The 13,319-nt window shown below is 72.9% G+C and carries 12 protein-coding genes; 3 read left to right on the top strand and 9 right to left on the bottom strand.

Annotated features, from left to right (window positions below; translation table 11 throughout):
• Positions 1-4 precede the first annotated feature (4 nt).
• Positions 5-388 (top strand): PPOX class F420-dependent oxidoreductase, encoded by a 384-nt coding sequence (locus tag D9V36_RS36165; RefSeq protein ID WP_129297480.1) that lies wholly within the window; start codon positions 5-7, stop codon positions 386-388.
• On the opposite strand, the gene D9V36_RS36170 is transcribed toward D9V36_RS36165, so the two are convergent.
• From D9V36_RS36170 to D9V36_RS36190, 5 genes are all read right to left on the bottom strand, one after another.
• The gene (locus D9V36_RS36170) at positions 378-1,331 is read right to left on the bottom strand and encodes a phosphotriesterase family protein (RefSeq protein WP_164993211.1); all 954 of its coding nucleotides are present in this window, start codon (positions 1,329-1,331) and stop codon (positions 378-380) included. The two genes, D9V36_RS36165 and D9V36_RS36170, sit on opposite strands and share 11 nt — an antisense overlap.
• A gap of 80 nt (positions 1,332-1,411) precedes the next feature.
• Positions 1,412-2,041: a DUF4865 family protein gene (locus D9V36_RS36175; RefSeq protein WP_129298923.1), complete on the bottom strand. Its 630-nt coding sequence runs from the start codon at positions 2,039-2,041 to the stop codon at positions 1,412-1,414.
• A gap of 76 nt (positions 2,042-2,117) precedes the next feature.
• On the bottom strand, positions 2,118-2,744 hold the full coding sequence (locus D9V36_RS36180; RefSeq protein ID WP_129298924.1) for a TetR/AcrR family transcriptional regulator: 627 nt from the start codon (positions 2,742-2,744) through the stop codon (positions 2,118-2,120).
• Between the two features lie 312 nt (positions 2,745-3,056).
• Positions 3,057-3,575 carry an ATP-binding protein gene (locus D9V36_RS36185; RefSeq protein ID WP_129297482.1) on the bottom strand — a complete coding sequence of 173 codons (519 nt, stop codon included), beginning with the start codon at positions 3,573-3,575 and terminating at the stop codon, positions 3,057-3,059.
• Positions 3,576-3,761: 186 nt separating this feature from the next.
• Complete coding sequence (locus D9V36_RS36190) at positions 3,762-4,049, bottom strand: hypothetical protein (protein ID WP_088796612.1); 288 nt, start codon at positions 4,047-4,049, stop codon at positions 3,762-3,764.
• A 362-nt stretch (positions 4,050-4,411) separates the two neighbouring features.
• Here D9V36_RS36190 and D9V36_RS36195 point away from each other — a divergent pair, with 362 nt between their 5' ends.
• Positions 4,412-5,524: a PLP-dependent cysteine synthase family protein gene (locus D9V36_RS36195; protein ID WP_129298925.1), complete on the top strand. Its 1,113-nt coding sequence runs from the start codon at positions 4,412-4,414 to the stop codon at positions 5,522-5,524.
• A 200-nt stretch (positions 5,525-5,724) separates the two neighbouring features.
• Here the strand turns inward: D9V36_RS36195 and D9V36_RS36200 are convergent, their stop codons facing one another.
• Both D9V36_RS36200 and D9V36_RS36205 read right to left on the bottom strand, forming a co-directional pair.
• The gene (locus tag D9V36_RS36200; protein ID WP_129297483.1) at positions 5,725-6,198 is read right to left on the bottom strand and encodes an SRPBCC family protein; all 474 of its coding nucleotides are present in this window, start codon (positions 6,196-6,198) and stop codon (positions 5,725-5,727) included.
• 103 nt (positions 6,199-6,301) lie between these two features.
• Positions 6,302-7,144 carry a DeoR/GlpR family DNA-binding transcription regulator gene (locus D9V36_RS36205; RefSeq protein ID WP_129297484.1) on the bottom strand — a complete coding sequence of 281 codons (843 nt, stop codon included), beginning with the start codon at positions 7,142-7,144 and terminating at the stop codon, positions 6,302-6,304.
• 405 nt (positions 7,145-7,549) lie between these two features.
• Between D9V36_RS36205 and D9V36_RS36210 the strand changes: the two genes are divergently transcribed.
• The gene (locus D9V36_RS36210) at positions 7,550-10,087 is read left to right on the top strand and encodes a hypothetical protein (RefSeq protein ID WP_431357773.1); all 2,538 of its coding nucleotides are present in this window, start codon (positions 7,550-7,552) and stop codon (positions 10,085-10,087) included.
• Here D9V36_RS36210 and D9V36_RS36215 read toward each other — a convergent pair.
• The gene (locus D9V36_RS36215; protein WP_129297485.1) at positions 10,057-12,492 is read right to left on the bottom strand and encodes a right-handed parallel beta-helix repeat-containing protein; all 2,436 of its coding nucleotides are present in this window, start codon (positions 12,490-12,492) and stop codon (positions 10,057-10,059) included. The two genes, D9V36_RS36210 and D9V36_RS36215, sit on opposite strands and share 31 nt — an antisense overlap.
• A 168-nt stretch (positions 12,493-12,660) precedes the next feature.
• Positions 12,661-13,263 carry an Rv1733c family protein gene (locus tag D9V36_RS36220; RefSeq protein WP_164993097.1) on the bottom strand — a complete coding sequence of 201 codons (603 nt, stop codon included), beginning with the start codon at positions 13,261-13,263 and terminating at the stop codon, positions 12,661-12,663.
• Positions 13,264-13,319: the final 56 nt, after the last annotated feature.

Here is a 13,319-nt window from a genome sequence, read left to right on the forward strand (position 1 = left end):
GGCCATGATTCCCGAAGCGGTCGCGCACAGTCCTTACGTCAGCCTCGTCACGTACCGCAAGAGCGGAACGCCGGTGGCGACCCCGGTGTGGGCGGTGGCCGAGGGGGAGGAGCTACTGGTGTGGACGCGGGACGACAGCTGGAAGGTGAAGCGGCTGCGCAACGACGGCCGGGTGACCGTCACCCCGTGCGATGTCCGGGGCCGGATCGCCGAGGGCGCGCAGACCGTCGAGGGCACCGGCCGGCTCCTGGAGGGGAAGGGCGAACTCGGCAGGGTGCGCCGGGCGATGGCGGGCAAGTACGGGCTGCGCTTCCGGCTGATGGACGGCGTCGGTGCGCTGGTGCGCGGCGGTAAGCGGCCGCATGTGGGGATCTCGGTCACGCTGTAGGAGCCCGTCGCCTTTCCCGGGGTTGGTGCGGGTTCCGGGGAGCCCGCGCCCAGCCGGCGGCGAAGGCGCGGGCCGGGTTCGCCGTCAGGAACCGTGTCACCAGGTCCTTTCCCAGGGCGGCTTCGAGCCGTTCCCGGTGACGGCGCAGCAGGTGCGGCATGCCGGGACCGCCGTTCACCGACCGGGCGCCGGCTGTCGTGGTGTCGCCGCCCAGCAGGATCCGGTCGCCGAAGCCCGCCTCGGTGAGCGCGGCCAGCGCCTTGGGGAGGCGCCAGTCGGTCGCGTGATGGGCTCGCGAGGGACCGTCGAACGCCAGATACGCCCCGGCCTCCGCGGCCGTCCGGTGGGCGACGAGGTCCGGTGAGCGGTTGAGGTGGCCGAGGATCACCCGGTCCGGCGGGACCGCCAACTCCCCGCAGAGCAGGTCGAGTACGTCCAGGGCCCCGGTGCCCAGCTCCAGATGGACGCCGATGGCCGCACCGGTCGCCCGCTGCGCCTCGGCAGCCGCTGCCATGGTGTGCCGGGCGTGCGCGTCCAGGCCGTGGAAGCCTCCGGCGACCTTGATCATCCCGGCGCGCGGGCCATTGCCGCCGATCCCTTCGGTCAGTTCGGCGACGAACAGTTCGGCCAACCCTGAGCGAAGTTGCTCCAGCACCTCGGGTGCGTAGTGCGCCGACTGGTGCAGCCCGGTGGCGGCGACGATGTGCACTCCCGATTCCCGCGCCAGCCCGGGGAGTTCGGCGGCGCCCCGGCCCATGCCGTACGGCGTCCACTGGATCACCGCCATACCGCCGGCCGCGCGGAAGGCGCGCAGCTCGGCGGCCGCGGCCGCGGGGTCGTCCAGTTCCTGGCCCGGCAACTGCGGGCTGCGCAGGAAGAGGTGGTCGTGCGCGTCACAGACGCCGAGACCGGCGGGGGCGATGTCGCCGAGGACCGTGCGGATGGTGGGGGCGGTGTCGCCGAGGGGTGTAGTAGGGACGGCGGGGGCGGTCGGTGTGTCCGACGGGCCCGACGGGGCCCCGTTCACCACTGCCGTCCGGTGCCGAGCCGTCCGGTGCCCGGGGCGGACAGATGCAGCACCTCGTAGCGGTCCCCGGCGGGCCAGGGGGAAGCGTGGGAGGTGTGAGAGGCATGGGAGGCGTGAGAGGCGTGGGAGGTGTGCGCCCAGAGGGTGAAGTGGACCAGTTCCCAGTGCCGTGGGTCCAGGGCCAGGGCAGTGGTGTGCACCCCGTCCGTCGTGGCCAGCTCCTCGTGTCCGGCCACCGCACGGGCGATGACGGTGGCGGCGTCGGCGTCCTCGGCGACCGTCTCCGTCCGCCGGGTGTAGGCGCGGGGCGGGGCGTCGGCGGCCGGGCCGGGGCGGTGGTACAGCCCCTGCCAGTGCTGGACGACCGGCCGTCCGAAGTCGCGGACCACCCCGCGGAATCCGTCACCGAGGAGGAAGCGGTTCATGGCCTCCGGATCGGCCCAGAGGTAGAACGGCGCGTACTGATTGACCGGTGAGCCGTCGACCCCGCGCTCCCGCACTCCGTACGCCTTGAGGCCGAGCCCGGCGAAGTCGTCCAGGAGGTGGCCCCTGGACTCCACCCGGTGCCGGATGATCTGCATGTCGTAGTCGGCGGGAAGGGTGATCGCATACTGCATGGCGTGCATGGCGTGCATGGCGTGCATGGCGTGCATGGCGTGCATGGCGTGCATGGCGGACTCCGTACGGTGTGGGGAGGAACGCTCAGCGGGTGGTGCCCGCGCCGGGCGTGACCTGTGTGGCGAGCAGGGAGAGCACGCCCTGTACGGCCGCGTCGAAGGGCGCGGTGTCATCGGCGGCGCGGGCCAGGACGTAGCCGCCCTGGACGACGGCCGCGACGGCCGCCGCGGTGGCCGACGGGTCCAGTCCGGGGGCCAGTTCGCCACGCTGCTGCCCCTCGCTGAGCACTTCGCCGATCCGGCCCCGGAGCCAGCCGAACATCTCGTCCAGCGGCTGCCGCAGCTCGGCGCTGCGCACCACATCGCGGTCCTGCGTCATCCGGCCGACCGGGCAGCCGCGCAGCACCTCCCGCTCTCGCAGCAGATAGCCCGCGACCCGGTCGTACGCCGTGCCGGGGGCGCTCAGGCACTCCTCGGCGGCCGCCTTCATACCCTCTGCGGTGCGCCGGATCGCCGCCAGCGCGAGCCCGGACTTGCCGGTGAAGTGGTGGTACATGCTGCCCTGGCCGACGCCCGCGCGCTCCAGGATCGCCTTGGGACTGGTGCCGACGTACCCGCGCTCCCACAGCAGCTCCTGGGTGCTCCGCACGAGGCGTTCCTGGGCGCTGGGAGTGGCGTGAGCGCCGGAGGAGTGGTGGGTGCCGTGCGGCATTTGTGTGCCGGGTGATGCCTGAACCCCGGGGGATGTGTGCGCCCCAGGTGGGGTGTGCGCGCCGGGCGGTGCCTGTGTGGTGCCGGGTGACGTCCGCTCGCCGAGCGAATCCTGGGTGCTCATGAGGGCACTGTACATACCAGTAGTTACAGAGCCAAGAGTGGTCGTGCGTGCGCCGATCGGGGCGCAGCCCGCCGGACGAGAGGGAGTACCGGCGCCGACTCCCCGTCCTGGAGGAGGACTTCAACTTCGGCGCCGGTCCCAAGGGGGCATGGCATGACCCGTCAGCGGGCCCACCGCGCCCCCGACCCGTCAGCCGACTTTCGTGCCCCGTATCCGCGGGCGCGGGCCGGTCGCCGTACCGGTCGCCGTGCCGGTGCCCTTCAGGGGCAGGGGCTCCAGGTGGCCGCGGACCGTAAGGGCCTCTTCGGGGGCGGCAGTGAGGGCCGGGAGGGTGAACCACACGACCTTGCCGCCGCCGTCCGGACGCGTTCCCCAGCTCTCGCTGAGTGCCGCGATCAGCGCCAGACCGCGACCGCAGGTCTCCCAGCTCTCCGCGACCCGGATCCGCGGTAGCCGGGGGTCCTCGTCGTGCACCGAGACCGTCAACTGATCAAGGAGTACGCGCAGTTCCACGGTGCACTGTTTGCTGGGGCGGGCGTGCCGGTGGACATTGGCGAGGAGTTCGGTCACCCCGAGTGCCGCGGGGTCTATCAAGGCGTCGAGATGCCAGTACCGCAGCTGCGCGGAGACGATTCTGCGCACATGTCCGATGCGAGCCGGAACGGCTTGGAGCTCCACCGTGCAGTGCCTGCTGGGCTGCCTGATCACGACCGCGACTCCCTGATGAGGCCGGGCGCCCCTCTCACCGGGCAGGGGCGAAGATCGGATCCAGCGATGCCGGCCGCACCACAGCTGCGCCACAGCGTCACCGCTGGTGAACCCTCAGTGATACGAGTCCAGGGTCGGTCAGCCGGTGTGCTCCCGCAACCGGACCTCCGCGTCCGGAGGGCGCCGTCAGGTGCGTTGCGGACGCGCTGCCTCCAGGGCCTTGAAGAACAGTTCCGGGGTGCCCAGGGTGAGCGAATAGCGGTGGCCATTGAGGGTGGCGAGCGCCCGGTCCCGCGCCGCGAACAGCGGTTTATGGGCCTGTACGGCCTGCAGCGGGGCACTGTCGATCTCCGTGCCGTAGCTGGTCAGCAGCACCAGCCTGCCGTCCGAGATGACGACCTGTCCGGCGCGGGTCAGGGACCGCAGCCATCGCTCGATCCGTACGCCGGTCGCGTTGAACTCGGGTTCCGCCATGCCGGCACCTCCTCGGTGAGACGGGCAGTCGCCCTCCACCGCCCCTTGAGGGGAAGTCTGCCGGTGCGGCGCCCGTCGCACCAGTGCCCCCGGCGTGCACGGTGTGCGACGGCCCCGCCACACGGGCTCCTTGGGGTATCCCAAAGTGATGTTTATGCAGGTGAGAAGGGTGCGGGCGGTGGTTATAGTCGAAGTCTGCCCGCCGTTGTGCGCGGGCCTTCGAACCGCAGAGGAGCGCGCCGGTGAGCACCGCACAGCAGCCGCAGAGCCGGCCCGGCCAGGAGTCCGTGGCCGGTGCCCCGACGCCGGCCGGGGCCGTGGCCGGTACCCCGGTCTCCATCGAGCCCGTGGCCGGCGCCCCGATGCCGACGGTGGACCGTGACCGCACGGATCCGGCCTACCGAAGCTGGCTCAAAGACGCCGTCCGCAAGGTCCAGGCGGACGCCAACCGCACCGCCGACACCCACCTCCTGCGCTTCCCGCTGCCGGAGGAGTGGGGCATCGACCTCTACCTCAAGGACGAGTCGACGCACCCCACCGGAAGCCTCAAGCACCGGCTGGCCCGCTCGCTGTTCCTCTACGGGCTGTGCAACGGCTGGATCCGGCCGGGGAAGCCCGTCATCGAGTCCTCCAGCGGTTCCACGGCCGTGTCCGAGGCGTACTTCGCCTCGCTCATCGGAGTGCCGTTCATCGCGGTGATGCCGGCCACCACCAGCCGTGAGAAGACCCGGCTGATCGAGTTCCACGGCGGTACCTGCCATCTGGTGCAGGACCCGCGGACCGTGTACGAGGTCTCCGCCCGGCTCGCCGCGGAATCCGGCGGGCATTACATGGACCAGTTCACCTACGCGGAACGGGCCACGGACTGGCGCGGCAACAACAACATCGCCGAGTCGATCTACCAGCAGCTGCGGCTGGAACGCTATCCCGAGCCCGCCTGGATCGTGGCGACCGCGGGCACCGGCGGCACCTCCGCGACCATCGCCCGCTATGTCCACTACATGCAGTACGACACCCGCGTCTGTGTCCCCGATCCGGAGAACTCCTGTTTCTTCGACGGCTGGCTCACCGGCGATGCGGAGACCGACTGCGCCACCGCCTCCCGTATCGAGGGCATCGGGCGGCCCCGTATGGAACCGAGCTTCGTGCCCGGCGCGATAGACCGGATGATGAAGGTGCCGGACGCGGCCAGTGTCGCCGCCGTCCGCGCACTGGAGACCGCGATCGGCCGCAAGGCGGGCGGCTCGACCGGCACCGGGCTGTGGAGTGCGCTGAAGATCGTCGCGGAGATGGTCGCCGAGGGGCAGCGGGGGTCGGTCGTCACCCTGCTGTGCGACCCAGGTGACCGCTACCTCGACAAGTACTACTCCGACGACTGGCTGGCCTCCCAGGGGCTGGACATCACGCCCTATGCACGCACCCTCGACTCGTTCCTGGCCACCGGCGCCTGGCCACCGGCTCCTGGCCCGTCTTGAGGGGGCCGGCCCGCCCGAGGGGGGAGGGGTCAGGGGCTGTCTGAGGGGGGAGAGGTCAGGGGCTGTCTGAGGGGGCCGGCGGCCGTCCGACGGGGCCGGTGGTCCGTCCGAGGAGGCCGGGGCCCGGCGGTCCGTCCGGGCGCGGGGCGGTGGTGTCGGCCTGTCCGGGCCCGTTGTGCGGCGTCCGCGCCGGGGCCGCGTCAGGCTCTGGCGAGTCTGAGGTCCAGGGCCCGCGCCGAATCCCTGAAGGCGCGGCCCAGGCCGGGCCTGGCCAGCGTCAGCAGAAAGCGGAACGGGGCCGGGCCGTCCGCCGCGAACATCCACCGCAGTCGGGTGCCGCCGTCCGCGGGCGTCAGCCGCCAGTCCTCCAACAGGGCCCGCAGGCCAGGGGTGTTGGTGGTGTCGACCCGGTAGGCGTAATGAGTGTCGGGCTCGGCCGCCAGGACCGTCTCCGTGAAGCGGGTGCCGCCGGTGAGCTGCACCTCGCGGCCCTTGCCGCCGTGCGTCGGCGCCGACCGTGCGACGCCCGTGAACCAGTGCGACCAGCCCGCCACATCGTCCGCCAGCGCCGCATACACCGCCTTCGGCGGCGCGGCGACCTCCGCGGCGAACACCAGCCGCAGCGGGGCGGAGTCGGCGAAGTCGAGCTCGACGGGGCGGAGTCGGCGTGCCATGGGACGAGCACCCCCTATGGGACGGTCGGCGGGCCTGCGTTGCTCACGATAACTGACAAGGCGTCAGTTGTCTGTGGCGGATATCAGATGTCTGTGGCGGGTTTCAGATGTCTGTGGCGGCCGATGGTTCGCCCGCCACCACCAGCTCCGGCGGCAGCTCGGCGAACTCCGCGCGCGCCTCGGCCGGCAGCCCGGCATCCGTCACCAGTACCTGCACCTGATCCAGCGTCGCGAACGAACTCAGGCCGACCGTGCCCCACTTGGTGTGATCGGCGACCACCACCACCCGGCGCGCGGACCGCACGAAGTGGCGGTTGGTCTCCGCCTCCGCCAGATTCGGCGTCGACAGCCCCGCCTCCACCGATATGCCGTGCACCCCGAGGAACAGCACATCGAAGTGCAGGGACCGGATCGCGGCATCCGCCACCGGGCCCACCAGGGTGTCCGACGGCGTACGCACCCCGCCGGTCAGCACCACGGTCGCGGCGCCCGCCCGGGGGCCCGCGCCGCCGGCCGCCGCCCGCTGCGCGCCGTAGAAGACATCGGCCACCCGCACCGAATTCGTCACTACCGTCAGATCCGGCACGTCCAGCAACCGCTGTGCCAGCGCGAACGCGGTCGTGCCGCCCGCCAGCGCGATGGCGCTGCCCGGCGCCGCCATCTCGGCCGCAGCCTTGGCGATGTCCTCCTTGGCGCTCAGCTCCAGCGCCGACTTCACCTCGAAACCGGGCTCGTGTGCGCTCGGCTCGCTGACCGGCACCGCACCGCCGTGCACCTTCTCCACCATGCCCTGGCGGGCCAGGGCGTCCAGATCACGGCGGACCGTCATGTCCGAGACGTTCAGCTTGCGGGTGAGTTCATTGACCCGCACCCCTCCGCGCCGCCTGATCTCGTCGAGAATCAGGGCACGCCGCTGCTCCGCGAGGAGGTTCTGGTTGTCGCTCACCCCGGCCCGTCCCTTCCGCCCCGGCTCGTTGCGTCGGGTCGTACGCGCTGGCTGCCGCCCGCGATCACTGGTGCCCTCATCCTCGCACGAGGCACTGACAGTGAGGCCGATGACGGAGGAAGCCAGGGCCGGTGGCCGGAGTGGGTGCTGGATGTGCCGTGCGGGGGAAGACACAATCGGGGAGCGCGCATCCGGCGCCGTGGCGCTTGGCGCACCGCCGCACAGCGCAGCGCAGCACGGCACAGCGCTCCGGTGCACTGCACGGCGCCGCACCGCACCGCATCGCATACGGGGCACGGCCTCGGAGCACGATCCCAGAGCACGACGTCCGCACATGACGTCCGGGCGCGACGTCCGACCTTGACGTCCGAGCGCGACGTCCTGGCACGACTACGGGGGACAACAGTGGAGACCGCGGACCCGACACCGCACGCGCGTCCAACGGACCGTGAGAGCACCGCAGACGGGCCACCGCCCGCCGCACCACCGCACCTCTCCCTGGAGCTGCTGGTGCACGGCGTCGGCGGCACCACCGCACAGGAGATGCTCGGCGACCCACGCGTCCAGCTGATCACCGGCGACGACACCGCCGCCTGTTACCGCCGCACGGACGACGCGGACGCCGAGCAGCGGCCCGACGACTTTCGCGGCGAGCCGGTCCGTGAGGCGTACTGCTGGTCCAATCTCACCTCGGGCAACGGAGCCCGCGCCCTGTGGCTGCTCCTGGTGCCCTTCATGGTCGCCAACCTCGCCCACTGGATGCGCCCGGCCGCCCCGCCCGAGCACCCGGCCCAGCGGCTCTACGACCTGCTGGTCCGCATCCTCGCCCTCACCCTCACCGTCCTGCTCGCCGCCGCGGCCTGCGAGGTCGCGCTCGACCTCACGGCCTGGCAGTGCGCCGGCACCACCGTCTGTGCCGCCGGCAAATCCTGGATGGGCTTCCTCAGCCCCGACAACTCCGGCTGGTGGAGCGCTCCGGGCCGCCGCCTCGCGCTCGCCTCCATGGTGCCGCTGCTCGTCATCGGCTTCCTGTGGTGGCTCTCGCGCCGCACCTGGAGCGCCTACGAGTCCGCCTCGCCGCCGCCCCGGCGGCCCGGCACCTCCCGGGACACCCCGGCCGCCGAACGCACCGCGCTCAGCCTCGACGGCTTCTGGTACGGCCGACGGCTGGTCGCCCGGCTGCGCGCCGCCCACACCACGGCCGGCGTGCTGACCATCGCCGCCGTCCTCCGTGCCGCCGGCGCACAGGCCGACGGGCAGACCGGCGGCGACACCGCCCTCGCGGTCACCGGCCGGGCCCTGACCGCCCTGGTCATTCTGCTCGCCGCCACCACCGTCGTGGTCGTGTGGCGCACCGCCCGCAGCGAGGCCGTACCGGACGACGAGTCCGACCATCTGGTCGTGCGGGCGCTGCCGTTCGCCTCCCTCGCCGCGCTGGCGCTGATCGTGCTGCACACCGGCTGGGCGCGCCCCGGGTCCCACAGTCACGGCGCGCTGCCCGGCGCCTCCGCCTTCGGCGGCATCGCCGTCTTCCAGGGCCTGTTGGTCCTCGCGCTGGCGCTCACCGCCTGGGTCCTGCAGCGCTCCGCCCCCGAGGACGCCCGGACCGCTCTGTGCGGCATGGGCGGCCCTGCCGTCGCCCTGCTGGCCTGCGCGGTCGGCGGGGTGCTGTCCGGGGGAGTGGCCCAGCGCTTCGCGGACTGGCTGGACGGCGGGGCGACCCCCGGCCAGGACCACGCCCCCATCCCCGGACCGCCGGTGCTGCTGTCCTGGCAGGCCTCGGTCATCCCCGTCCTGCTGGTCGTCGTCGCGATCGTGGTCGTGCTCGCCGCCGTCCGCGTGGTGATCGTCGGCGGCCGGGTGGCCAAGGACGTCCCCGGCCTCTACGACCCGCGTGAACACCCCGACGAGCGCCGTACGAAGCGGATCGCGGGCACCATCGCCGGCGCCGGGCTCACCGACTCCGCACCGGTCCTGGTCGCGGCCACCGCCGCCGTCACCCTCGTCCTCGGCGCCGGCGCGGTGGCCGGTGCCTGGCTCAGCGACCGGGCGCCGGGCCGTGCCACCGAAGGCGCGCCGCCGGTCGTGCACGCCGCCGCCGAGACCGCGGAATCCCTGGGCTCCTGGCTGATGAGTGCCGGCGTCATACTGCTGATCACCATGGGCCGGCGCGCCTACCGCGACCACTCGGCGCGCCGCACCATCGGCATCCTCTGGGACGTCGGCACGTTCTGGCCGCGCGCCGCCCACCCCTTCGCGCCGCCCTGCTACGCCGAGCGCGCCGTCCCCGACCTCACCTGGCGGATGGCCACCTGGACCGAGCGGTTCGACGGCCGGCTGGTGCTCTCCGGGCACTCCCAGGGGAGCGTGCTGGCGGCCGCCGCCGTCTGGCAGCTGGACCCGGTCACCCGCAGCCGGGTCGCGCTGCTCACCTACGGCAGCCCCCTGGAACGGCTCTACGGACGCTGGTTCCCCGCCTTCTTCGGGCCGCCCGCACTGACCGGGCTGCACCACCAGATGGACGGTTGGCGCAACCTGTGGCGCTTCACCGACCCCATCGGCGGCCCGATCCGGCTCACCTGCGACGACGGCCGCCGGATCGACGAGGGCCCGCTGCGCGACCCGCTGGCCTTCGGCCGATCCCTGCAGAACCCGCTGCCCGCCCAGATCCTGGGCCACGGCGACTACCAGGCGGACCCGGTCTTCGGCCGGGTGCGCGCCGAGCTGATCGCCCGGCTCGGTCCGGACCTGCCGGGACAGCGGCCCGCCGACGGCTGCACGGGACGCCGCGGTGCCGACGACCGCACGGGAGGCGGCGGCACCGGCGACCCCACGGGCGGTCACGCTGCCGACGCCCCCGCCTGTGACCGTGCCGGTGAGGGTGCCGGTGACGGTGCCGACGGCCGTCCCGCTCAGGGGAGTTCGGGCAGATCGTCCGGGTAGAGCAGGCAGAGGTCGTCGGTGCTCGGGGCGGCCAGCTCCGCCACCCGCCCCGCGTGCCGCTCGACCATCGCCTCGAAGGTCTGCCGCGCGGTTCGGCCGTTGCCGAAGGACGGCCCCTTGGGCAGCGCCGTGAAGTACTTCAGCAGTGCCTCGCCGGTCCCCTCGGCGAGGCGGTACTCGTTCTCCTCGCTCTGCTGCTCGACGATCCGCAGCAATTCCTCGGGTGCGTAGTCGCCGAAGGTGATGGTGCGGGAGAAACGGGACGCCACACCGGGGTTGACCGCCAGGAAGCGCTCCATCTCGGCGGTGTAGCCCGCCACGATGACCACCACGGCCTCCCGGTGGTCCTCCATCAGCTTCACCAGGGTGTCGATGGCCTCCCGCCCGAAGTCCCGTCCGGAGTCCTCGGGGGAGAGGGCGTAGGCCTCGTCGATGAACAGCACTCCGCCGCGCGCCCGGTCGAACGCCTCCTGGGTGCGGATCGCCGTCGACCCGATGTGCTCGCCGACCAGGTCCACCCGGGACACCTCGACCAGATGCCCGCGTTCCAGTACCGCCAGGGACGCCAGGATCTCGCCGTACAGCCGCGCCACGGTGGTCTTGCCGGTGCCGGGGGAGCCGGTGAACACCAGATGGCGGCGGACGGAAGCGGCCTTCAGGCCCGCCTCCCGGCGCCGGCGGCCCACCTCGATCATGTTGATCAGGCTGCGCACCTCGCGCTTGACGCTCTCCAGCCCCACCAGGGTGTCCAGCTCGCCCAGCACCTCGTCGGAGGGCCGGTTGCCGGCGGCCGGTTCCGGGGAGGCCGGGGCGGCGGGCGGCGGGACCTGCGCCGGGACGCCGCCCAGCAGCCCCGCCGTCTGCGTGGCCTGCTGCACCGCGGGGGCCGTCACCGCCCCGGCGGCCGGAGTCTGCACGGCGCGGCTCTCGTCGCTGGTGCAGTCCTGGACCGTCGGCCCGTCGCCCTGTCCGGCGCCGCCCTCGGCGAACTCGTAGCCGCCGCGCGCGCACCGCTCCGTACGGCACCGGGTCAGCGCCGTACGGCAGCCGTCGATCACATGGAAGCCGAACCCCGAACTCCCGGTCACCCGGCAGCCGTGGAAGGTGCCGCGGCCCTCCGCGGAGACGTAGAAGCCGGCCTCGGCCGGGGAACTGACCGTGCAGCCCTCGATGGTGGGGTCCGCGCCCTTGGTGACGATCACCCCGGTCTGCGCCCCGTCGATGGTGCAGTTGGCGAGTGTGCCGCCGCTGCCGTGGTCGCGGAACCACGCACCGGTCGCCGCGTCCCGGATCCGGCAGTCGTCGAGCTGCACGGTCGCCCCGTCGCTGACCGACACCGCGGTGTTGCGGACCTGGGCGAGGTCGCAGTCCACCACATCGGCGCGGGAACCCCGGTCCAGCACGAACAGGGCGTCCGGCACATCGTGCACCCGCGTCGAGTCCAGCAGGGCGGTGGCGCCGTCGCTGACCCATACCGCCGGATAGTCGCCCGTACTGTCATGGATCTCGCACTGATTGGCGTCCACCCGCGTGCCCGGGTCCCATACGGACAGACCGTTGCGTCCGAAGTGCCGCACCGTGCTGCGGGTCAGCGTCAGCACCGAACGCGACCGCAGGTCGACGGCGTTCTCCGGGACGTCGTGGATGTCGCAGTCGGCGAGTGTGAGCACCGCATCGGTGTCCAGGGTGACGCCGTCGGCGGAGGTGCGGTGCACCGTGCAGTCGGTGAGGTGGCCGGTGGCCCGCGAGGCCACCTGGATGCCGGCGCCCTTGATCTCGTACAGCTCGCAGCCCACCGCCTCGACCGCGCTGCCCTCGCCGTTGACCGACAGGCCGGCGCCCGAGGCATGGTGGATCCGGCAGTTCTCCAGCCGTGGATGGGCCCCGCCGCGCACCGCCACCCCGGTCTGCCCGGCGGCCATCACCTCGCACTCCTCGAAGACGCCGCCCGCGCCGTCCAGGACGCTGATGCCGACCCCTCCCGCGTTGTCGACCGTGCAGCGCCGCACCGTCGGGCGGGCGCCCCCGCGGACCTCGATCCCGGACGCCGAGCGGGTCACCACCCGCAGACCGGTCAGCTCCGGGGCGCCGTCCTCCACCAGCAGCGCGGGCGAGGCGGAGTCCGTCGCCTCCAGATGCAGATCGTGGACGGTGGCCGAGGCGCGCACCGTCAGCGCCACGCCGTCGGCCGGGGCGATCCGCACCGACCCGCGCGCCCCGTCCGGGCCGCGCAGGGTCACCGCGCGCACCAGCACCAGATTCTCGCGGTAGGTACCGGCAGGGACGGTCAGCACATCACCGTCCCCGGCGGCCTCCAGGGCGGCGGCGAGCGAGCTGTACTCCCCCGTGCGGCGTCGCCAACGCGACGTTCCGGAGTGCGTCACCTGGACCGAGCCCTGTGCCATGGCGCTGTCGTGTCCCCACCTCGTGCGGCTGTTGTCGGCCCGGCACCATCCGTCCGCGGATGTCCGCTTTCCGGTCTGCGGGGCCCCAGCCGAGAGGCTGGCGCCACCACCGTAGCGCGCCCGGCGGGCGGCAGTTGACACGGTCGGGCGCCCCGGAAGGCGGCCGGATCAACTCCCCGCGCCGGCCCGGCCCCAGTCCTGTCCGGCGCGCTCCCACTCCTCGTCCCAGCGGCGGAAACGACGCACCATCAGCTGCCAGACGACCATCCGCCGGGCACCTTCGATCATCATGCCGACACCGGCCGCGGTGCCCAGACCGGCCAGCACCGCATGCGTGGCCGCCGTGTCGGCGTCCATCGGCCGCGGCACCACCCGGCCGCGGCCGTCCGTCCAGATCCGGAACCGCTCACCGGCCTCCACCGGACGCGGAGCCGCGAGCTGCCCGAGGCGCGCACTGCCGTCCGGGGCCGTCCAGCGGGCGAGGACCCGGCGGTGCGCATCGCGCTGCGACGAGGTCTCGGGATCGGGGTCGAGCGGGGTCCGGGAGATCAGCCGGTCGACCGTCACCCACTCCAGATGCCGGTGCTGATGCTGTATCCGTACGGTCGTCAGCAGCCCGCCGTGTGCGGCTCGTCCGGTGAACCAGCCCACGGAGGTCGCCCCGAGGACGATCAGCACGGCGGCGGCCAGCGCCACCCAGGCCTCGATCCGATCGGTCCGGCGCCGCAGCGGATTGCGCCGCCAGCGCCATACACCACTCAACGCTCGCATCGTGCCCCCTCTCCGTGTCCGTGGATACCTCATCAGGGGTGGTCCACGCGAGAGTT

Source organism: Streptomyces lydicus, assembly GCF_004125265.1.
GTDB lineage: Bacteria > Actinomycetota > Actinomycetes > Streptomycetales > Streptomycetaceae > Streptomyces > Streptomyces lydicus_C.